This is a genomic window from Nonomuraea terrae (assembly GCF_044465245.1).
GTDB classification, from domain to species: Bacteria; Actinomycetota; Actinomycetes; order Streptosporangiales; family Streptosporangiaceae; genus Nonomuraea; species Nonomuraea terrae.
Map to the genome: position 1 here is coordinate 14,537 of NZ_JBITLL010000001.1, position 20,015 is coordinate 34,551.

Here is a 20,015-nt window from a genome sequence, read left to right on the forward strand (position 1 = left end):
TACGTGTACGGCATAAACAGCAAAGGCGGTTCGCATGTTCCAGCTCCATGTCGCGCCCTCCGGCGACGACTCCTGGCCAGGCACGATCGAGCGTCCGTTGGCGACGCTGGAACGCGCCCGGGAGGCGGCCCGTGAGGTCTCCGGCGGCGCGGTCGTCAACCTCAGGGGCGGCCTCCACGTCCTCGACCGTCCCTTCGAGCTCACCGAGGCCGACTCAGGCACGGTCTACCAGGCGTACAGCGGCGAGGAGGCCGTGATCAGCGGCGGCCGGCGGATCACCGGGTGGCGGGAGCGCGACGGCGTCTGGCTCGCCGAGGTCGGCGATCTGGAGACCCGTCAGCTCACCGTGGACGGCCGCCGGGCGTCCCGCGCCGCTCGCGACGGCCTGCCCGGCACGGCCGTCCAGACCGAGACCGGATACGTCACCGATGCCCCGCTCGGCTGGCGCAGCCCGGGCGACGTCGAGTTCGTCTACCGGGGCGTCTACCCGTGGACGGAGGCCCGCCTGCCGGTGGCCTCGGTCTCGGTCTCGGACGAGGGCGGCTCGATCACCATGGCGCAGCCGGGCTTCGGGCTGGCCATGAAACTGTACGACTTCAGCTGGCAGGGCATGCCGGCGCGCGGCCCCGGCCTGCCGACCCGGATCGAGAACGACGCGAGCTTCCTCACCGAGCCGGGCACCTTCGTGCTCGACCGCTCCCGGCCGGGCGACCACGTGCTGCTGTACCTGCCGCGGCCGGGAGAGGACCCGGCGCGGACACCCGTGGTGGCGCCGGTGCTGGAGACCCTGGTCAGGGTGACGGGCGCGCGGGACGTGGCCTTCCGGGGGCTCGTGTTCGCCGACGCCACCTGGCTGCGGCCCGGGCGGCCGGAGGGCTTCCCGCACTACCACGGCAGCGGCTACTACGAGGGCGGGGACGTCGAGAAGGCGATGCTGGACGACGGATTCGTGACGTATCCCGTCAGTTCCGTCACGATTCCGGCCTGCGTGACGTTCGAGGACACGACCGGCGCGGTGGTCGAGGGCTGCCGGTTCACCCGGCTCGGCGCCTCGGGGCTCGGCATCACGGGCGGAGAGGGCCTCACCGTACGCGGCTGCGGCTTCGACACGCTCTCCGCCGGAGCGATCGTGGTGTCGGGCAGCCGGGAGACCACGGTCGAGGACAACCGGATCCGCGAGGTGGGGCTGGAGTTCAGCGGCTCGCCGGGCATCTCCGTGACCGGTACGCACGGCTGCGTCATCGCCCGCAACGAGGTCGCCGACGTGCCGCACTGCGGCATCGTCGCCGGGCCGGGCCGGGGCACCCGCATCCTGCGCAACCTCACCTCCAACACCATGAAGGCGCTGGCCGACGGGGGCGGCGTCTACCTGTCGGGGCCGCAGGGCGACTCGGCCGCCGACGGCGCGGTGGTGCGGGGCAACGTCATCAGGGACACCATCACGCCGTACAACTTCGGGCTCTACACCGACTACGGCGCCAGCTGGGTGACCCTCGAGGAGAACGTCGTCCTGCGGGCCGACAACACCGCCGTGCTGCACGTCGCGCCGCCTTTGGAGAACGTCGTCTACCGGCGCAACTTCTGGGACGCCGACCCGCTGGGGCACGACGACCCGCCCGCCGGGGTGACCTACGAGGGGAATGTGACCATCAAAGATGAACGCGAGCTGAACGCCACCACCGCCCACCTCCAGTCACAGGCCGGTCCGCGCGCCTAGCCCAGGACGGTGGTGCCGTTGAGGCGGTTGATCACCTCGTCGTGCAGGACACCGTTCGTGCAGACCAGGCTGCCGCCCTCCAGGCCCCGCACGCCGGCGACGTCGGTCCAGACGCCGCCGGCCTCCTCGACGATCACGGTGAGCGCCGCCATGTCCCACGGCGACAGCTCCGGCTCGGCCGACAGGTCCACCGAACCCTCGGCGACCATCATGTGCGACCAGAAGTCGCCGTACGCGCGGGTCCGCCAGCAGGAGCGGCCCAGGTCGAGGAAGTTCTCCAGTCGGCCCGTCTTCTCCCAGCCACCGAAGCTGCTGTACGAGAACGAGGCGTCCTCCAGGGACGACACCGACGACACCTGCATGCGGGTGGCCTTCGTCAGGCTCTTTCCGGTCCACGCCCCGCCCTCGGAGGCCGCCCACCAGCGCTTGCCGAGCGCGGGGGCCGAGACCAGGCCGACGACGACCCGTCCGTACTCCATGAGGGCGATCAGCGTGGCCCAGACGGGGACGCCGCGGACGTAGTTCTTGGTGCCGTCGATGGGATCGATGATCCACGAACGGGCGCCCCAGCCGGTCTTGCCGAACTCCTCGCCCACGACCGCGTCCCGCGGCCTGGCCCGGCGCAGCGTTCCCCTGATGGTCTCCTCCACCGCGCGGTCGGCGTCGCTGACCGGCGTGAGATCGGGCTTGGTCTCGACCTTGAGGTCGACCGCCTTGAACCGCCGCATGGTCAGGTCATCGGCGGCATCCGCCATGACATGCGCGAGACGAAGATCATCGTTATAACCCTGCACGGTCGCCCACGCTACCGTGTCGCTTATCCCGACATCAGTGGCCAACGCCCCTTTTCTGGTAACTCCTCTTCCAGTTACCCACCAGTAGCATGTCCACCATGTCGACAGATATCGGTGGTCTGCTGCTGGAGAGCGTCCCGTTCGCCCGGACTCTGGGGGTGGTTTTCGACGGCGTGTCGCAGGGGCGGGCGGTGTGCCACGTGCCCGACCGCGACGACCTGCGCAACCACGTGGGCGGGCCGCACGCCGGGGTGCTGTTCACGCTCGCGGAGACGGCGTCGGGGGCGGCCGTGCTGTCCGTTTTCGGCGATCAGCTGGGGCGTGCCGTACCGCTGCCGACGACGGCCACCATCGACTTCCGCAAGGTGGCGATGGGGGAGATCCGCGCGGAGGCGCGGCTGCTCGCGGAGCGCGAGGAGGTGCTGGGGCGGCTGGAGGCGGGGGAACGGCCGGTGTTCGACGTCGCCGTGGACCTCACGAACGCCGACGGCACCCTCGTCTCCGCCCTCACCGTCACCTGGACCCTCCGCCCCAACCGCCCCTGACGCGCACGTGTTGCCCAAGCCCGTCCGGTGAGCGCATGAGCGCTTCCCGGCCGGGGCCGGCAGATCGCGTTCAGGACCCGAGGGTCAGTCAGTCGTCGGGTCAAGCGCCGGCGGGAAACGCTCCTTCACGTCATCACTGTCAGTCGTTGGCGGGATCGTCGCGGTGGGGGGATTCCTCTGGGGTGCCCTCGCGGCTGGACAGCAGGCGGCGGAGGGATTCCAGGCGATGGTGGTCGGCGTTGCCGGCCGCTACCCAGGCGTCGAGGGCACAGCCCTCGCCCAGGTGTGTGCAGCCCTTCGGGCACTCGACCGTGCCCTCCACCAGGTCGGGGAACGCCGCCAGCACCGTCTCCACCGACACGTGGGCCAGCCCGAAGCTGCGTACGCCCGGGGTGTCGATGATCCAGCCGCCCTCGGGGAGCTCCAGGGCGACGGCCGAGGTGGACGTGTGGCGGCCCCGGCCGGTGACCGCGTTGACGTGGGAGACGGCTCGGTTGGCGTCCGGGACGAGCGCGTTGACCAGCGTGGACTTGCCCACCCCCGAATGCCCGACCATGACGCTGATGCGGCCCGTCAGGTGGTCGCACAGCTCGTCGAGCGGCCCGCCCTTGTGGACCACGACGTGCGGGACGCCGAGCGGCTCGTAGAGGGACAGCAGCTCGCCCGGCGGCGCGAGGTCGGACTTGGTGAGGCAGAGCAGCACGTCGATCTCGGCGTCGAACGCGGCCACCAGGATGCGGTCGATCATGCGCGGCCGCGGCGGCGGGTCGGCCAGCGCGGTGACGATGACGAGCTGGTCGGCGTTGGCCACGATCGGGCGTTCGATGCCGTCGGTGTCGTCGGTGTCGTCGGCCGAACGGCGCAGCATCGACGTGCGGGGCTCCACGCGTACGACACGGGCCAGCGTGTCGGGGCGGCCCGACACGTCACCGACCAGGGCCACCCTGTCGCCTACGACGACGCCCTTGCGTCCCAGCTCGCGGGCCTTCATGGCGACGACCAGCCTGGGCTGCGGCGGCTTGCGCTTCTGGGCCGAGCCCTTCGGCCGCTCTGGCTCGACCAGCGTGGTGTAGCGGCCCCGGTCGACCGCCACCACGAATCCCTCGACGGCATCCTCGTGCGCAGGACGAATGCGAGTCCTCGGCCGCGAACCCTTGCCCGGCCTGACCCGTACGTCGTCCTCGTCGTATTCCCGCTTTCTCAGCGGTCCGCTCCCATACGCTCGCTTCCCCTCTGTCTCTGTCTTTCGGCCTGTGGCGTCACGGCCTCTGAGCTCTCGCCCGCCGGCTTCTCGGCTAGGAGCGAGTGTGCCCTGTGCTGTCCGTCTCCGGGCTGTCCGTCTCCGGGCTGTCCGTCTCCGGGCTGTCCGTCTCCGGGCTGTCCGTCTCCGGGCTGTCCGTCTCCGGGCTGTCCGGTTCCGGACGTCGTGGGTATCCCGGACGTTCCGGCCCCGGCGTTCCGGACGCGCCGGCCTCCGGAGCCACGGACGTCCTGAGGCGCGCGCCCGTACCGGACGTCGTGGGCCGTCCTCGACGTTCGAGGCCCCGCCGTTCCGGTGCCCGGCGTCGGGGCTGCCCCCGAGGTGCCGGTGCCCGGCGTCCCGGCTCTCTGGGTGTCGAACGTCGTGAACGTCCCGGACGTTCCGGGTGCGGGGCTCCGAGGCGTCACTCTTCGCGAAGGCCGGGCCTGCGGAAGGGGAGCCGCCGGAGGGTTTCCCGCTGTGAGCGCGCCGGGCACGGCCGTAGCCCGTCGGGCGCCGGTGTGCGCGGCTGCTGTTGGCGTGGCACGTGCCACCCGGGATGAACGGGCGGCGGCGTGCCGGTAGATGTCTGCGTGGTCCTGCGGACAGCGCGTCATCACGTGCTGCCCTTTCCCGGGGTGCCCGGTGCGCCGATCGCGAAACCAGGCTCCACGGACACTCGGCTGTCACGGCTGCTCATGGGCATGCGGACGCCCCACCCCGAATCGGCAAGGCCCGCGATCGGGCCGGCAGCGTGAGCTACCAGCTTCCCGCCATCGCCCTCCATAGCGAGAGCGGTGTTCGGAGCGGCACTTGCCAAGGGGACAACGGCACCGGTCGCCGGGTGCACGGCGCCGTCGTTCATCCGGGTAAGGGGGTCGGCCTCCCCGGTGGCGTCCCTTGCGGCCGGATGGGCCAGAGCTGAATGGGCCAGAGCTGAATGGGCCAGAGCCGGATGGGCCAGAGCCGGATGGGCCAGAGCCGGATGGGCCAGAGCCGAATGGGCCAGAGCCGAATGGGCCAGAGCCGAATGGGCCAGAGCCGAATGGGCCAGAGCCGAATGGGCCAGAGCCGAATGGGCCAGAGCCGAGTGAGCCAGGGCCGGATGGGCCAGAGCTGAGTGAGCCAGAGCCGAGTGAGCCAGGGCCGAATGGGCCAGAGCCGAGAGGGTCAGGGCCGGGTGAGCCAGGGCCGAGAGGGTCAGGGCTAAGTACGCCAGAGCTGAGTGGGTCAGGGCCGGGTGGGTCTGGGCCGGGTGTCCAGCGGCGTTGTTCGTCGGGGTGTGGGATCGGGGTTTCTGGTTGGCGTCGTCCGAGGCGGGCGGGTTGCTGGTCGCGGATGAGGCAGCGCCGGGCGCCGGGGTGGTGCCCGGGGTCAGGATGGTGGTGAACGGTGGGGCAGTGGGGCTGGTCACTTGGCTTCCAGCATTGCTGTCCACATCTGGGCGAACTCCGGCAGGGTCTTGGCGGTTGTCGCGATGTTCTCCACCTCCACGCCGGGCACGCGGAGGCCGAGCACGGCGCCTGCGGTGGCCATGCGGTGGTCGTCGTAGCTGCGGAAGACGCCGCCGTGGAGCGCGCGGGGGCGGATCACGAGCCCGTCGTCGGTCTCCTCGCAGTCGCCGCCCAACCGGTTGATCTCGGTGGCCAGGGCGGCCAGGCGGTCGGTCTCGTGGCCCCGCAGGTGGCTCACGCCGCGGATGCGGCTCGGCGTCGTCGCCAGCGCCGCCAGGGCCGCGATCGTCGGCGTCAGCTCGCCCACCTCGTGGAGGTCGGCGTCGAGGCCGCGGATCTCGCCCGTGCCGGTGACCGTCAGGTCGGCGGTGCCCGAGACAGTGCCCGAGTCGGTGCCGGAATCGGCGGCCGGGCGGGTGACCGTAGCGCCCATGGCGGCGAGCAGGTCCCGCAGCGCGTCGCCCGCCTGGGTGGTGCGCACCGGCCAGGCGGGGATCGTCACCGTGCCGCCCGTCACGAGCGCCGCGGCCAGGAACGGAGCAGCGTTGGACAGGTCGGGCTCGACCGTCATGTCTCTGGCCGCGATCGGGCCCGGCTCGACGCGCCACACGTCGCGCTCGCCGGCGTCGACCGTCACGCCCGCCGCCCTGAGCATCTCCACGCTCATCTCGATGTGTGGCTGCGAGGGCACCGGCGGGCCGACGTGGCGGATCGTGATGCCCTTCTCGAACCGCGCCGCCGTCAGCAGCAGCCCGGAGACGAACTGCGAAGAACCCGACGCGTCGAGGGTGACCTCGCCGCCGGTCAGCGGCCCCCTGATGGTGAACGGCAGCGCGTCGTTGTCGATCCGCGCGCCCAGCGAGCGCAGCGCGTCGAGAATGGGGCCCATCGGACGCTTGCGCGCGTGCGGATCGCCGTCGAACGACACGGGGCCGTCGGCCAGGGCGGCCATCGGCGGCACGAACCGCATGACCGTGCCCGCGAGGCCGGCGTCGACGCTCACGCCGCCGCGGATCGGGCCCGGCGTCACATGCCAGTCGACCCCTGCGGCGGTCTCGCCTGAGGCGACCAGGCTCGCGCCGAGGGCGCGCAGCGCCGACACCATCAGATCGGCATCGCGGCTGCGCAGCGCCTGTCGTACGACACCGGGGCCGTCGGCGAGGGCGGCCAGCAGCAGCGCGCGGTTGGTCACCGACTTGGAGCCGGGCAGCCTGACGGTGGCGGTCACCGGGCCGGTCGCCGTCGGTGCGGGCCAGAGCGGTGCGGACGGGGTGGCGGACGTGGTCGCGGGCATGGTCAAAGAGTACTGGCCGTGCCAGGACGCGGTCACAGCCTGTGGATGACGAGTGGCCCCACTGTCGTCCCTGTGGATGAACGGCCCTGCCCATAACTGTGGCCGAACGGAGTTTCGTGGACCGAGGCCGAGCGTCATCCCCCGGACAGTCGCCAAGCCCGTGAACGGTGGCCGAGCGTTCTTCCCGTGGACTCCGGCCGAGTCTTGATCTCCGTGGACGGTGGCTGAACGACGCTTCCCGCGACTGTGGGCGATCGTCCTTGCTCGCGGGTGGCGGCGCATGTTCCACCCGTGGGCCTGGCCGCATGTCCTTCGCGGCGCACGACCCAGCCCTACAAACCACCCCGTACCTCCGGGCGAGACGAACACGCGAGCGAAAGCCCGGCGTGGCAAGGTGGGGTCATGTGCGGTAGATACGCCTCGGCGCGCAAGAAGCACGAGTTGCTCGAGGAGTTCCAGGTCGAGCAGGACGGCGACCCCGACACGGAGCTCGGCGCCGACTACAACGTCGCCCCCACCAAGAACGTCTACGCCGTGCTGAGCCGCGTCCCCAAGGAGGCCGAGCGCGCGGTGCGGCAGCTCAGGATCGTCAAGTGGGGCCTGGTGCCCGCCTGGGCCAAGGACCCGTCGATCGGGTCGCGGCTGATCAACGCCAGGGCCGAGACGCTGGCCGAGAAGCCGTCGTTCCGCCAGGCGTTCGCCAAGCGCAGGTGCCTGCTGCCGGCGGACGGCTATTTCGAGTGGATGCCGGTCGAGGGCGAGAAGAAGAAGAAACAGCCGTACTTCATCCATCCGTCCGACGGCGGGGTGCTGGCCATGGCCGGCCTGTACGAGTTCTGGAAAGATCCGTCGCGCGCCGACGACGACCCGCTCAAGTGGCTGGTGACCTGCACCGTCATCACCACCGACGCCGAGGACAACCTGGGCCGCATCCACGACAGAATGCCGATGATGATCGAGCAGGACCGCTGGGCCGAGTGGCTCGACCCCAAGCTGACCGACACGGGTCAGGCCGCGCGGCTGCTGGCGCCGCCGGAATCGGGGCGGCTCACGGCTCATCCGATCTCCACGGACGTCAACAACGTCCGCAACAATGGCCCGGACCTCATCAAACCTCTACCGGAAGTGGAGGAAACCGCCCTTTTCTAAGGTGTAAGAAGGGCAGGACGTGGGCATCCGGTGAGGAAAGCGATGCGTCCCCTTTACCCGGGGTTCGTCGCTCGGAAATTCTCCCCCATTCCTAACCGGGCTGGACATCCGGGGAGTCCTAGCCGCGGCTCATTTACCGGAGGTGCGGTGTCGTGGACGTCACGACCGCTCGTGAGCGGCTGGAATTCATGCTCGCCGAGCTGGACCGGTCGATCGGGGTGCTGCGGGGAGACCCCGTCGCCGTACGCGACCGCTCGACGGCGGACGCCGGCTCCGACCTGACCGACGCCGACCGCGCCCAGGCCATGCTCACCGTGGCCACCACGCAGCGCCACGCCGTGATCGAGGCGATCAAGCGCATCGAGGAAGGCGTGTACGGCCAGTGCGTCGACTGCCGCGAACCGGTGCCTGCCGGCCGGCTGGAGGCCCGCCCCGAGGCGGCCCGCTGCGTCCAGTGTCAGGGCAAACGCGAGCGGCGCCGGTAAGTCAGCTCTTGCGGGCGCTGGCCACCAGGTGGATGCCGACGGTGTCGTCGTCGTTGGGCTGCGCCTCCAGCTCCGTGCGCACCAGGTAGTTGAGCGCCCGCGCGTCGGAGCCCAGCACGTGGTCGACCGTGGACGGCGACAGCACCGTGCGCGGCCGCATCCACTCGACCTCCAGCCCGGCGCCCGCGAGCAGCTCGCGCAGCTGCCCGCTGCTGAAGCAGCGCGTGATGCTGCCGTCGGGCCACGGCACGAGCATGACCTCGCTGGTCTGCCGAAGGTGCTGCCACTGCCCCTGCTCGGCCAGGATCGCCATGCCCAGCACCAGGGAGTCGACGCACACCAGCGCCCGCCCGCCGGGCCGCAGCACGCGGGCCACGTCGTTCATCGCCGACTCGGCCATCAGCTCGATCGACATCGCCCGCTCCTCGCAGAGCACCGCGTCCACGCATCCGTCGGGCAGGAACGCCAGGTCGTCGGCGCGTATGTGGCGGACGCGGCCGGCGTCGTGCAGCCGCGAGTGCCCGTCGAGGGTCCGGCGGAAGTCGAGCACCTCGATCACCCGGTGGCCCGCCTTGGCCGCCTGCCCCGACCACCGCCCGCGCCCGCCCGACAGGTCGAGGACCACGGAGGGTTCGGCGGGAAGCCAGCGGTCGAGTTGTTCGGCGGCGACGGCGCGGTAGAAGGTCCAGTACGGCCCGAGCGTCCCTGAGCCGTTCAGTTCCTCGGCCGGAATGGGCAGCACACGCGACTCCTGGGTTCCGGGTAAAGGGCTACCAGCCGGTACGTTATGACGTTCCCCGCACCGGGTCCTTCGTACCTTCTATCTTGCGGGAACAGACAAGGGCGCGGGCGTGTTGCGACGAGCATGCTCACATTGCTCAGCCCCCAACCCACTGACGAGGAAGTCGTGGGTCAGCGGGTATCCTCCCCTGAGTACGGTGGTGTACCGCTACAGCCGGCCACCGGTGATCTTAGGGGGGTGGGTCCGGTGCCCGCGACAGGCGCGGAGACGCTGGAGCAGCGAAGCGAGCGATTCGAGCGCGACGTCATGCCGTTTCTCGAACAGCTCTATTCCGCTGCGCTCCGGATGACCCGAAATCCCGCGGACGCGGAAGACCTGCTACAGGAGACCTTCGCCAAGGCGTTCGCGTCGTTCCATCAGTTCCAGGAGGGCACGAACCTCAAGGCGTGGCTCTACCGGATCCTGACCAACACCTTCATCAACAGCTACCGCAAGAAGCAGCGGGAGCCGAAGCAGTCCGGCACCGAGGAGATCGAGGACTGGCAGCTTGCGCGCGCCGAGTCCCACACCTCGGCCGGCCTGAAGTCGGCTGAGGTGGAGGCGCTGGAGCACCTGCCCGACGGCGACATCAAGCAGGCGCTCGCGGCTCTGCCGGAGGAGTTTCGGATCGCGGTCTACCTGGCCGACGTCGAGGGCTTCCCCTACAAGGAGATCGCCGACATCATGGGCACGCCGATCGGCACCGTGATGTCGAGGCTGCACAGGGGACGCAGGCAGCTGCGGGGCCTCCTTGAGGACTACGCCCGCGAGCGTGGCCTCGTCCCGGCGGAGGGATCGAAATGAGCTGTGGCAAGCCCCACGAAACCGACTGCAGCGAGGTGCTGGACAAGGTCTACTCCTATCTCGACGGCGAGCTCACCGAGCACGACGTCGCGGAGATCCGCGTCCACCTCGACGAGTGCAGCCCTTGTCTGCAGGAATACGACCTGGACAAGGCGATCAAGCACCTCGTGGCCAAGCACTGCGGCTGCGATCCGGTACCGGCCGACCTGCGTTCCAAGGTGCTCGCGCGCATCGCCGAAGTGAGATCGGAGCTCACCGCCGACTAGGATTCTCGGCATGCGCGTGTTGGTCACCGGGGGTGCCGGGTTCATCGGGTCGAATCTCGTCGACCGTCTGCTCGCCGACGGACACGAGGTCGACGTGGTCGACGACCTGTCCTCCGGCAACGCCGACAACCTGTCGGGCGCCGCCACCAGTGACCGCTTCCGGCTGCACGTGATGAACGTCCTCGACCCGGGGCTGTCCGCCCTGATGGCCGAGTGTCAGCCCGAGGTCGTGTGCCATCTGGCCGCCCAGATCAGCGTGCGCAAGAGCGTGGCCGACCCCGTGCACGACGCCCGGGTCAACGTCGAGGGCACCGCGTCCGTGCTCGTGGCCGCCCGTGAGGGCCGTGCCCGCAAGGTGGTGTTCGCCTCCTCGGTGGCCGTCTACGGCCGCCCGGCGACGATCCCGGTGCCGGGCGACGCCCCCACCGACCCGCGCTCGCCGTACGCCGCCTCCAAGCTGAGCGGCGAGACCTACCTCGCGGCCTTCCGCGCGCTGCACGGCATCGAATACACCACGCTCGTGCTCTCCAACGTCTACGGCCCGCGCCAGGCCCCGGAGGGCGAGGCCGGCGTGGTGGCGATCTTCACCGACGCGCTGCTCGGCGGCACGCCCACGGTCGTCTACGGCGACGGCTCCCAGACCCGCGACTACATCTACGTCGACGACGTGGTCGAAGGCTTCGTCCGGGCCTGCGGGCAGCGCGGCGACGGCCGCAGGTTCAACCTCGGCACCGGCATCCAGACCACCGACCGGCGCCTGCACTCCCTCATCGCCGACGCGGCGGGTGCCCCCGACAAGCCCGGCTTCGCGCCGCCGCGCCTGGGCGACCTGCCGGCGATGGCGGTCGACCCGGTGCCGGCCCACGAAGGGCTCGGCTGGCAGCCGCGCGTCGACCTCTCGACCGGCCTGAAGAACACCGTCGAGTGGGCCGCAGGGCGTCGCCGGAAGTAGTGGCTTGATTACGCTTTGCTTGCGATTTCCGACTCGGCCCATCTGGCCACGTCGTCTTCTGTAGCGTGATTGCCAAAGTCGACGTGGAGGCATGTGGATGTTGAACTCAATGGTCGCCCGGTTGCTCACGGCCATCCTGGTGGTCGGCGCCGTGGTCATGATGTTCGGCCCGGTTCTTCCGCCGGGAGTTTCCTGGACCTGATCGCCGTGGAGGGCCGCAATGCGTGATCTGCCGTGGCCCGCAAGGGTCTATCTGGTCGCCGTGATCGGCGCGGTGGCCGCTCTCGTCGTACGCGGTGTGATCGTCTCCGGCACGCCGGTGGCCCCGGAGGATCTCGACATCCTCCTGGTGCTCGCGCTGCTGTTCCTGGTGTGCGAGTCGATGCCGACGCTGCTCACCGTCGAGCAGTTCGCGGTGTCGGTCAGCTTCTCGGCCTCGCTCGCGGCCGTGGTGCTGCTCGGCCCCGACGGCGCGGCGCTCGTGGGGCTGACCGCCGTGCTGAGCGTTCGGCCTGGGCTGCCGCTGGTCAAACGGCTGTTCAACGGCGCCCAGTTCGCCATCTGCGGCTACGCGGCGGGCTGGGTCTACGTGGCGCTCGACGGCCGGGTGGGCGTGCCGCAGGTCAACGCCTTCGACGATCTCATCGGCCCGTACGCCGCCGCCACGGCCGTCTTCGTGCCGCTCAACATCGCCCTGACCCTCACCATCGTGGCGCTGGCCACGCACGTGCGGCCCGCCGAGGTGCCGATGCGGGGTTTCGGCCAGTTCCTGCTGTCCTACCTGGGCTACGGCACGTTCGGGCTGCTCGTGGCGGGGCTGTGGGCCACGGTGGCGTCGATCTCGGCGGTGCTGGTGCTGGTGCCGTTGTTCGTGGCGCGCTGGGCGTTCGGCCAGTACCACGCCCAGCAGCGCTCCTACGACGCCACCATCGCGGCGCTCTGCCAGGCCGTGGAGACGAAGGACTACTACACCAGGGGCCACTGCACGCGCGTCTCGCACGCCTCGTCCATGATCGCCCAGGAGATCGGCATGGGTGTCGAACGCGTGCGCGCGATCCGCTACGCGGGCATGCTGCACGACGTCGGCAAGCTCGGCGTCCCCACCAAGGTGCTGCAGAAGGACGGCCCGCTCACCGAGGAGGAGTTCGCCGCGATCCAGCTCCACCCGATGCGCGGGCTGGAGATCGTGCGCGGCATCGGCTTCCTCGACGAGGCGTACGCCGGGATCATGCACCACCACGAGAAGCACGACGGCACCGGCTATCCGATGGGTCTGGCCGGTGACGAGATCCCCGAGTTCGCGAAGGTGATCGCGGTGGCCGACGCGTTCGACTCGATGACCTCCGACCGCTCCTACCGCGGCGCCCGGCCGGTCGGCGAGGCCGTGGAGGAGCTGCGCAAGAGCGCCGGCAGACACTTCGACCCGGTGATGGTCGCGGCCTTCATCCGCGCTCTCGAACGCGAGCCGTGGCAGCCGCCGCGGCGCGTCGATCCGCCGCCGCCCGAGGTGGCCGCGACCGCGCTGAAGGACCACGACGACCCGACGATGCCCATCCAGGTCGTGACGGGGCCATGATCGCTACGGAGCGGGTCAGGCGGACCGAGCGGCCGTTCAACACGGTGCTGCGCCGGCTCGACTCGGGGCAGTTGCTGCTCATCTGCGCGGCCGGGATGGTCGCGCTGGCGGGCGTGGCCCACACCGCCGCCGTGGGGCTCGACCGGCCGGAGATCGCGGTCGGGTTCGGGGCCCTCATCGCGGTCGGCGAGCTGGCCAGGCTCACCATGCCGGGCAACCGTGAGGTCGCGCCGATCGGCGCCGCCGCCGCGCTCGGCTACACGTTGCTGCTCGACCTCAGCCAGAACCCACTGCGCCACTCCGCGCTGCAGGTCGTGGCCGTGATCGCCGTCGGCATGGCGGCGGGCGCGCTGCCGCACCTGGCGGTGGGGCGCCCGCCGCGCCTCGACGCGATGGCCAGGCGGCTGCTCACCGGCGCGCTGCTGGCGTTCGCCTTCCGGCCGCTGGCCGATCCGCTCTACCAGCTGACCAAGCCGCCGACCAGCACCTGGTGGCCGGCGCTCGCGGTCATGGTCGCGCTCATCGCGGTCACCCTGCTGATCGACGTGCTGATCGCCGCGCTGCTCCGTGCCGAGCAGGTCCGCACGGCGTTCCGGGTGGCCGTGCGGGACGAGATCAACATGGCCTTCCCGCTGGGCGCCGCCGTGGCCTCGTCGGGTGTGCTGCTCGCCCTGGCCACGCACAGCATGGACCTGGTGGCGCTGCTGGTCTTCGCCGCGCCGCTGCTGGTCACGCAGGTGGCCTTCCGGAAATACGCCGGCATCCGCGCGACCTACCTGCAGACCGTACGCGCCCTGTCGCGGGTCACGGAGGTCGGCGGCTACGTCGAGCCGGGCCACTCGCGGCGGGTCAGCCGGCTGTCGGTGGCCATCGGCCGCGAGCTCGGCATGGCGGAGCCCGAGCTGCTGGAGCTGGAGTACGCCGCCCTCATGCACGACATCGGCCAGCTCTCGCTGCGCGACCCGATCCCCGGCGGCGCCACGGTGCTGACCGAGCCGGAGCAGGCCCGCCGCATCGCCGACCTGGGCGCCGAGGTGATCAGGCAGACCGGGGTGCTCGACCGGGTGGCCGAGATCGTCAGGCGGCAGTGCGACTCGATCACCGACGACCCGCCGCTGGCCAGCCGCATCATCAAGGTGGCCAACGCCTACGACGACCTGGTCGGTCCCTCGACCGACCGCGACCGCGGCGGCGCGGCCCTGGAGCGCATCAGGCTGTCGTCGGGGGGCGCGTACGATGCGCATGCGATCGAGGCGCTCGGGCGGGTCATCGACCGCGGGCGCGTCTGAGCCCTACAGTCGGCGACACGTCTGCCGGGTTTCCCGCCGTTCACTTTTGTGGGGTTCCTACAGATCAGACTCGCCGGATCGGTGCTTTCGGGGGAAAGGGGTCAAGGCGTCACCGGCCGTAAGGTGGTCGGCGTGCTTACTGAGACGCTCGGACCCGTTCTGATCGCCAACCGAGGGGAGATCGCGCGGCGGATCATCCGCACGGTCAAGCGGATGGGCCTGCGTGCCGTCGCGGTCTACTCCGAGGCCGACGCCGACCTGCCGTTCGTCCGCGAGGCCGACGAGGCGGTGCTGCTCGGCCCGGCCAACCCGGCGCAGAGCTATCTCGACACCGCCAAGGTGCTGGAGGCCGCACGCGCGACCGGCGCGAGGTCGGTCCACCCGGGCTACGGCTTCCTCTCCGAGAACGTCGCGTTCGCGCGGGCCGTGATGGACGCCGGGATGATCTGGATCGGGCCGTCGCCCGAGGCCATCGACAAGATGGGCGACAAGATCAACGCGCGCAACCTCATGGAGGCCGCCGGCGTGCCGGTCGCCGCGGGCACCCGCGAGCCGGTCACCGACCTGTCGCTGGCCCTGAAGGCCGCCGAGCAGATCGGCTACCCGGTCATGGTCAAGACCGCGGGCGGCGGCGGTGGCATCGGCATGAGCGTCGCCCACGACGACGAGGGCCTGGCCAAGGCGTACGAGCAGGCGGCCAGGGCGGCCTCCCGCTTCTCCGGCGACGCCCTCGACGGCCCCGCCGTGCTCCTTGAGCGCTACATCGAGCGGGCCCGTCACGTCGAGGTGCAGATCCTCGGCCTGCCCGACGGCAGGGTGCTGGCGCTGGGCGAGCGTGACTGCTCGGTGCAGCGCCGCCACCAGAAGGTCGTCGAGGAGTCCCCGTCGCCCGGCATCACGCCCGAGCTGCGCGAGCGCATGCTGGCCGCCGCGGTGCGGGCCGGCGAGGCCGTCGGCTACCTCGGCGCCGGCACGGTCGAGTGCCTCGTCGACGCCGACAAGCAGGACTTCGTCTTCCTGGAGATGAACACCCGGCTGCAGGTCGAGCACCCCGTCACCGAGCTGGTCACCGGGCTCGACCTGGTCGAGCTGCAGCTGCGCGTCGCCGCGGGCGAGAGCCCTGAGGTGTCGGCCGAGCCGCGCGGGCACGCGATCGAGTTCCGCGTCTACGCCGAGGACCCGAAGCGGTTCTTCCCCGGCCCCGGCGTGATCAAGGTCTGGGACGAGCCCACCGGCGACGGCGTCCGTGTCGACTCCGGCTACGCCGCGGGCGACACCGTCACGCCGTTCTACGACCCGCTGATGGCCAAGCTCTGCGTCCACGGCGCCGACCGGGCCGAGGCGCTGGAGAAGGGGCGCAAGGCGGTCGCCGAGTTCGCCGTCGAGGGGCCCAAGAACAACCTGCCGTTCTGCGCCGAGCTGCTGGAGAACGCCGAGTTCGTCACCGGCGACTACGACACCGGCCTGGTCGCGCGCATGCGCTCCTAGGCGGCATGAGATTGTTGGTTCATTTCGAAGAGGGGAGTTCCGGTGGCTGAGGTACGCGCGGAGATGGTGGCGAACGTGTGGAAGGTCGTCGTCAGCGAGGGCGACACCGTCTCCGACGGCGACACGCTCGTCATCCTCGAGTCGATGAAGATGGAGATCCCGGTGATCGCCGAGGACGACGGCGTGGTGACGGCTCTCAAGGTCGCCGAGGGAGACGTGATCCAGGAAGGCGACCTGATCGCGGTCATCGAGTAGCGCGGGCGACGAACGCGGCGCGGTCGACCACGACGCGTTCGATCGTGCCCTTGCCCACGACGGCGCGTTCGTCGTGGGCCTCGAACGCGAAGACGAGCCTGCGCCCGGTCACCTCGGTCAGCTCGACGCCCACCTGGACACGGGCGCCGAGCGGGCTGGCGGCCATGTGCTCCAGCTCCACCCTGGTGCCGACGGAGGTCTGGCCCGGCGCGAGGTGCGGCCGCACCGCACGGACGGTCGCCGCCTCGGCCAGCGCGAGCAGCCGCGGCGTGGCGAGCACGGGCACGTCTCCGCTGCCCACCTTCTTGGCGGTGTCGTCCATCTCGACCACGATCACCGACTGGGCGCGCAGCCCCGGAACGAGCGTCATGGAATGAGCCTACTCAGCCGCTGGTTGACTTCCGGGAAACGCGGACAAGTGCGGGTGCAAGGCCCCAGGATAGGCTTTGTACGGCTTGAGGCATTTTTAGTGGCATGTGAGACAGGTGAGTCGTACACTCTCTGAGTTCCGTGACCACTGTGTTACCTCACCGCGACAAAACTCCGCTTTGTTGGAGATCCGCGCGGCGGCAGAGGTTACAGAGGTAGGGGGGTAGCGGGGGAATTATGGTGGCCCAAGGGACGACGCTGGCGGGGCGGTATCGGCTGGACACCCGCATCGGCGCCGGTGGCATGGGCGAGGTGTGGCGCGGCGAGGACATCGTCCTGGCGCGCACCGTCGCCGTCAAAGTGCTGCTCCCTGGCCGTATGCAGGACCCCGGGTTCGTCGCCCGCTTCCAGGCGGAGGCGCGGGCGATGGCCACGATCAACCACTCCGGCGTGGTCGACGTCTACGACTACGGCCTGAGCGGCGACACCGTCTACCTGGTGATGAAGTTCGTCGACGGCGAGCCGCTCGACCGCCTGCTGGGCCGGCTGGGCCGTATCCCGCCGCAGGCCGCCATGGAGCTCATCGCCCAGGCCGCCTCGGCCCTGCAGGCCGTGCACGACCAGGGCATCGTGCACCGCGACGTCAAGCCGGGCAACCTGCTCGTGCAGCGCGACGGCACGCTCGTGCTCACCGACTTCGGCATCGCCCGCTCCGACATGGCCAACCGGCTCACCGACGCCGGCATGGTCCTCGGCACCGCGGCCTACTGCGCTCCCGAGCAGGCCGAGGGCGCGCCCGTCACGCCCGCGGTCGACATCTACGCGCTCGGCGTGGTCGCGTACGAGTGCCTGGTGGGGCAGCGGCCGTTCGACGGTGAGAGCCCCGTCACGATCGCGCTCAAGCACATCCGTGAGGCCCCGCCACCACTGCCGCAGGAGATCCCGCAGGCGGTCCGCACGCTGGTCGACATCGCCCTGTCGAAGGACCCCGCGCGGCGTTACCCGAGTGCGCGGGCCATGAGCGAGGCGGCCCGCGCGATCGCCTCCGGGCAGGTCCCCACCGCGCCGGAACCGCCTCCTGCGCCCGTGGCGCCCACCACCGGCGCCACCATGCCGCCGCCGCCCGAGGCGTACCAGCACCAGGGCAGCCAGCACGTCCCGAGTCCTTACGAGACCGGCGTGCGGATGGCCCAGCAGGACACCACGCTGTCCGAGCGGCGCGTAAGCCGGCGCGCGGCCAAGGGATCGCGCAGGACCGGGCTCATCGCGGGCATCGCGGCGGCCGTCGTGCTCGGCGCGGGCGCGACCGCGGTCGCCCTCACCGGCATGACCGGCGGAACGCCGGAGCCCACGGTCAGCGCGTCGTACTTGGGGAATGACAAAGACGAGCCCACCGCCGAGCCGCCGCCTCCCGAGCCGACCGTGACCAAGCCCACCAGGTCAGTCGAGCCGACCAGGACGCAGCAGCGGCCGTCTCCCGCGGAGTCCAGGCCCACGAAGCCCACCGAAGAGCCGACGAAGACCCCCACCAGCACGCCCAGCACGAGCCCCTCGCCGACCGTGTCGCCGTCGAAAACCCCGACGAATTCGCCGACACCGACGGTCAAGAAGGTCGCGGTGCCCAAGGTGGTCGGCATGTCGTTCTACGCGGGCAAGGATCTGGTGGAGAAGGCCGGTCTGGAGTACAAGCTCGACGACCAGACGTCCACCACCAACGGCACGCGCTGCGGCAGGATCGACAAGACCTCGCCGGCCGGCGGGACGATGGTGGAGCCGGGCAGGACGGTCGTGCTGGCCGTCGTGGACGGCGTCTGCCCCGAGGACTCCCCGCCGCCCAGCCCGACCCCCACGCCCACCAAGCCGCAGCAGTAGGCCGTCACACCCCCGTCGTGTTGCGGGGGTAGGCGACCTGCGGGTCGGTCGCGATGTTCACCATGTACGGGATGCCGGAGTCGAACGCCCTGCGCAGCGCCGGGCCGATCTCCGACGGCTCGGTGACGAGCTCGCCGCCGCCGCCCAGCGCGGTCACCACCTGGTCGTAACGGCAGTGCGGCTGCAGCTCGGCGGCCACGTCGTAGCCGTACAACAGCTGCATGGGGTGCTTCTCCAGGCCCCAGATGCCGTTGTTGCCGCAGACCATGACGACCGGGAGGCGGTGGCGGACCAGGGTGTCGACGTCCATCAGGGAGAAGCCTGCGGCGCCGTCGCCGAGCAGCAGCACGACCTGCGACGAGGGCCGGGCCAGGCGGGCGGCGATGGAGTAGCCCAGGCCGGTGCCGAGACAGCCGTACGGGCCCGGGTCGAGCCAGTTGCCCGGCTGCTTCGGCTCGACGTACTTGCCGGCGTAGGAGACGAAGTCGCCGCCGTCGCCGATCACCACGGCGTCGTCGTCCAGCACCTTGGCCAGCTCGCCGTACACGCGCATGGGGTGGATCGGGTCGGAGTCGGCGGCCAGCAGGTCGGCGTCGCCGGCGATGGCCGCGGCGGCCGCCTCGGACAGTTTCGACGCCCAGGAGGCGTACTTGTCGGGCTTGACCCCCGCGTCGGCGCAGGCACTGCCGAGGCTCCAGAGCACCACCGACAGGTCGCCCGCGGCTGAGGCGGCCGGCTGCATGTGGGTGGCCAGCTGCGAGGGCGCGTCGACGATGTGCACGACCTTGGCCAGCGGGGCGCCCTCCTTGCCGCCGAACCAGCCGTAGCCGAGGCGGAAGTCGAGCGGCGTGCCGACCACGATCACCAGGTCGGCCTGGCCGAAGGCGAGGCCGCGGGCCCGGGTGACGAGCAGCTCGTGGCCGGACGGCAGGATGCCGCGGCCCTGGCCGTTGGGGACGACCGGCAGCCGCCAGGTCTCGGCGAAGTCGCGGGCGGCCTCCTCGGCGCGGTCCATCCACACGTCCGAGCCGTAGACGACGACCGGACGCTCGGCCTCGGCGATCAGGCGGGCGACGGCGGCCAGGTCGTCGGGGTCGGGCTCCAGCGGCGACGGGGACTGCGTGCGCACCTCGTGGACGGGCGACGGGGAGAACAGGTGGTCCATGAAGAAGTCGAGGAAGACGGGGCCGCGGTGGGGCGCGAGCGCCGTGCGGAAGGCCGACTCGACGTCCTGGCCGACGGACTCGGCGCCGGCGGCGGTGAACGCCAGCTTGGTGATCGGCTCCAGCAGCGGCGGGTGGTCCATCTCCTGCAGGGCGCCGCTGCCCCAGCGCGACTGCGGCGCCCGCCCGCCCAGGACGACCACCGGGGAGCCGTTGAAGTGGGCGGTCGCGACGCCGCTGACGCCGTTGGTGATGCCGGGCCCGGCGGTGAGCACGGCCAGGCCGGGTTTCCTGGTCAGCCGGGCGGTCGCCTCGGCGGCGAAGACCGCGCTCTGCTCATGGCGTACGTCGAGGATGCGCATGCCCTCGTGGACCGCGCCGTCGTAGAGCGGGAAGACATGCCCTCCCGACAGGGTGAACATGGTCTCGACGCCATAGGCCTTGGACACGGCGACGGCGGCGTCACCGGCGTGCTTCGCAGACTCCATGCCGGGAACTTACCAACGAGTCACACCGGTAAAC

At 71.0% G+C, this 20,015-nt stretch carries 18 protein-coding genes; 12 read left to right on the forward strand and 6 right to left on the reverse strand.

Annotated elements, in window-relative coordinates:
* Positions 1 to 34 precede the first annotated feature (34 nt).
* On the forward strand, positions 35 to 1,717 hold the full coding sequence (locus tag ACIBP6_RS00080) for a right-handed parallel beta-helix repeat-containing protein (protein WP_397047216.1): 1,683 nt from the start codon (positions 35 to 37) through the stop codon (positions 1,715 to 1,717).
* On the opposite strand, the gene hisN is transcribed toward ACIBP6_RS00080, so the two are convergent.
* Complete coding sequence (gene hisN / locus ACIBP6_RS00085; RefSeq protein WP_397047218.1) at positions 1,714 to 2,511, reverse strand: histidinol-phosphatase; 798 nt, start codon at positions 2,509 to 2,511, stop codon at positions 1,714 to 1,716. The genes ACIBP6_RS00080 and hisN overlap by 4 nt on opposite strands.
* Positions 2,512 to 2,609: 98 nt before the next feature.
* Here hisN and ACIBP6_RS00090 point away from each other — a divergent pair, with 98 nt between their 5' ends.
* Complete coding sequence (locus ACIBP6_RS00090; protein WP_397047220.1) at positions 2,610 to 3,056, forward strand: DUF4442 domain-containing protein; 447 nt, start codon at positions 2,610 to 2,612, stop codon at positions 3,054 to 3,056.
* Between the two features lie 139 nt (positions 3,057 to 3,195).
* Here the strand turns inward: ACIBP6_RS00090 and rsgA are convergent, their stop codons facing one another.
* Positions 3,196 to 4,260 (reverse strand): ribosome small subunit-dependent GTPase A, encoded by a 1,065-nt coding sequence (rsgA, locus tag ACIBP6_RS00095; RefSeq protein WP_397049237.1) that lies wholly within the window; start codon positions 4,258 to 4,260, stop codon positions 3,196 to 3,198.
* A 1,446-nt stretch (positions 4,261 to 5,706) separates the two neighbouring features.
* Entirely contained in the window at positions 5,707 to 7,044 is a 1,338-nt protein-coding gene (gene aroA, locus ACIBP6_RS00100; protein ID WP_397047222.1) for a 3-phosphoshikimate 1-carboxyvinyltransferase, read from the reverse strand.
* A gap of 402 nt (positions 7,045 to 7,446) precedes the next feature.
* On the opposite strand from aroA, the gene ACIBP6_RS00105 reads away from it, so the two are divergent.
* Together ACIBP6_RS00105 and ACIBP6_RS00110 are read left to right on the forward strand one after the other, a co-directional pair.
* Complete coding sequence (locus ACIBP6_RS00105) at positions 7,447 to 8,193, forward strand: SOS response-associated peptidase (RefSeq protein WP_397047224.1); 747 nt, start codon at positions 7,447 to 7,449, stop codon at positions 8,191 to 8,193.
* A gap of 152 nt (positions 8,194 to 8,345) precedes the next feature.
* On the forward strand, positions 8,346 to 8,678 hold the full coding sequence (locus tag ACIBP6_RS00110; RefSeq protein WP_397047226.1) for a TraR/DksA family transcriptional regulator: 333 nt from the start codon (positions 8,346 to 8,348) through the stop codon (positions 8,676 to 8,678).
* A gap of 1 nt (position 8,679) precedes the next feature.
* Here the strand turns inward: ACIBP6_RS00110 and ACIBP6_RS00115 are convergent, their stop codons facing one another.
* Positions 8,680 to 9,420 carry a class I SAM-dependent methyltransferase gene (locus ACIBP6_RS00115; protein ID WP_132621933.1) on the reverse strand — a complete coding sequence of 247 codons (741 nt, stop codon included), beginning with the start codon at positions 9,418 to 9,420 and terminating at the stop codon, positions 8,680 to 8,682.
* A 237-nt stretch (positions 9,421 to 9,657) separates the two neighbouring features.
* Here ACIBP6_RS00115 and ACIBP6_RS00120 point away from each other — a divergent pair, with 237 nt between their 5' ends.
* From ACIBP6_RS00120 to ACIBP6_RS00150, 7 genes are all read left to right on the forward strand, one after another.
* Complete coding sequence (locus tag ACIBP6_RS00120; RefSeq protein ID WP_111184069.1) at positions 9,658 to 10,263, forward strand: sigma-70 family RNA polymerase sigma factor; 606 nt, start codon at positions 9,658 to 9,660, stop codon at positions 10,261 to 10,263.
* The gene (gene rsrA, locus ACIBP6_RS00125; protein WP_132621935.1) at positions 10,260 to 10,529 is read left to right on the forward strand and encodes a mycothiol system anti-sigma-R factor; all 270 of its coding nucleotides are present in this window, start codon (positions 10,260 to 10,262) and stop codon (positions 10,527 to 10,529) included. The genes ACIBP6_RS00120 and rsrA overlap by 4 nt, the downstream gene beginning before the upstream one ends.
* A gap of 10 nt (positions 10,530 to 10,539) precedes the next feature.
* Positions 10,540 to 11,481 carry an NAD-dependent epimerase/dehydratase family protein gene (locus ACIBP6_RS00130; protein WP_397047229.1) on the forward strand — a complete coding sequence of 314 codons (942 nt, stop codon included), beginning with the start codon at positions 10,540 to 10,542 and terminating at the stop codon, positions 11,479 to 11,481.
* Between the two features lie 220 nt (positions 11,482 to 11,701).
* On the forward strand, positions 11,702 to 13,057 hold the full coding sequence (locus tag ACIBP6_RS00135) for an HD-GYP domain-containing protein (protein ID WP_397047231.1): 1,356 nt from the start codon (positions 11,702 to 11,704) through the stop codon (positions 13,055 to 13,057).
* Positions 13,054 to 14,346: an HD-GYP domain-containing protein gene (locus ACIBP6_RS00140; protein ID WP_397047233.1), complete on the forward strand. Its 1,293-nt coding sequence runs from the start codon at positions 13,054 to 13,056 to the stop codon at positions 14,344 to 14,346. The genes ACIBP6_RS00135 and ACIBP6_RS00140 overlap by 4 nt, the downstream gene beginning before the upstream one ends.
* Before the next feature lie 132 nt (positions 14,347 to 14,478).
* Positions 14,479 to 15,834, forward strand: a complete 1,356-nt coding sequence (locus tag ACIBP6_RS00145) for an acetyl/propionyl/methylcrotonyl-CoA carboxylase subunit alpha (RefSeq protein ID WP_397047235.1) — start codon at positions 14,479 to 14,481, stop codon at positions 15,832 to 15,834.
* Between the two features lie 42 nt (positions 15,835 to 15,876).
* Positions 15,877 to 16,089: a biotin/lipoyl-binding carrier protein gene (locus tag ACIBP6_RS00150; protein WP_132621947.1), complete on the forward strand. Its 213-nt coding sequence runs from the start codon at positions 15,877 to 15,879 to the stop codon at positions 16,087 to 16,089.
* On the opposite strand, the gene ACIBP6_RS00155 is transcribed toward ACIBP6_RS00150, so the two are convergent.
* The gene (locus ACIBP6_RS00155) at positions 16,079 to 16,459 is read right to left on the reverse strand and encodes a thioesterase family protein (RefSeq protein ID WP_397047237.1); all 381 of its coding nucleotides are present in this window, start codon (positions 16,457 to 16,459) and stop codon (positions 16,079 to 16,081) included. The genes ACIBP6_RS00150 and ACIBP6_RS00155 overlap by 11 nt on opposite strands.
* Positions 16,460 to 16,695: 236 nt before the next feature.
* On the opposite strand from ACIBP6_RS00155, the gene ACIBP6_RS00160 reads away from it, so the two are divergent.
* Positions 16,696 to 18,330 (forward strand): serine/threonine-protein kinase, encoded by a 1,635-nt coding sequence (locus ACIBP6_RS00160; protein ID WP_397047239.1) that lies wholly within the window; start codon positions 16,696 to 16,698, stop codon positions 18,328 to 18,330.
* Between the two features lie 4 nt (positions 18,331 to 18,334).
* Here the strand turns inward: ACIBP6_RS00160 and ACIBP6_RS00165 are convergent, their stop codons facing one another.
* Positions 18,335 to 19,981, reverse strand: a complete 1,647-nt coding sequence (locus tag ACIBP6_RS00165) for an acetolactate synthase (protein WP_397047241.1) — start codon at positions 19,979 to 19,981, stop codon at positions 18,335 to 18,337.
* Positions 19,982 to 20,015: the final 34 nt, after the last annotated feature.

Bases quoted from the DNA above. Each gene is read 5' to 3' on its own strand.
- ACIBP6_RS00080 (WP_397047216.1), top strand. From the start codon at position 35: ATGTTCCAGCTCCATGTCGCGCCCTCCGGCGACGACTCCTGGCCAGGC.
- ACIBP6_RS00090 (WP_397047220.1), top strand. From the start codon at position 2,610: ATGTCGACAGATATCGGTGGTCTGCTGCTGGAGAGCGTCCCGTTCGCC.
- aroA (WP_397047222.1), bottom strand. From the start codon at position 7,044: ATGCCCGCGACCACGTCCGCCACCCCGTCCGCACCGCTCTGGCCCGCA.
- ACIBP6_RS00105 (WP_397047224.1), top strand. From the start codon at position 7,447: ATGTGCGGTAGATACGCCTCGGCGCGCAAGAAGCACGAGTTGCTCGAG.
- rsrA (WP_132621935.1), top strand. From the start codon at position 10,260: ATGAGCTGTGGCAAGCCCCACGAAACCGACTGCAGCGAGGTGCTGGAC.
- ACIBP6_RS00130 (WP_397047229.1), top strand. From the start codon at position 10,540: ATGCGCGTGTTGGTCACCGGGGGTGCCGGGTTCATCGGGTCGAATCTC.
- ACIBP6_RS00135 (WP_397047231.1), top strand. From the start codon at position 11,702: ATGCGTGATCTGCCGTGGCCCGCAAGGGTCTATCTGGTCGCCGTGATC.
- ACIBP6_RS00140 (WP_397047233.1), top strand. From the start codon at position 13,054: ATGATCGCTACGGAGCGGGTCAGGCGGACCGAGCGGCCGTTCAACACG.
- ACIBP6_RS00155 (WP_397047237.1), bottom strand. From the start codon at position 16,459: ATGACGCTCGTTCCGGGGCTGCGCGCCCAGTCGGTGATCGTGGTCGAG.
- ACIBP6_RS00160 (WP_397047239.1), top strand. From the start codon at position 16,696: ATGGTGGCCCAAGGGACGACGCTGGCGGGGCGGTATCGGCTGGACACC.
- ACIBP6_RS00165 (WP_397047241.1), bottom strand. From the start codon at position 19,981: ATGGAGTCTGCGAAGCACGCCGGTGACGCCGCCGTCGCCGTGTCCAAG.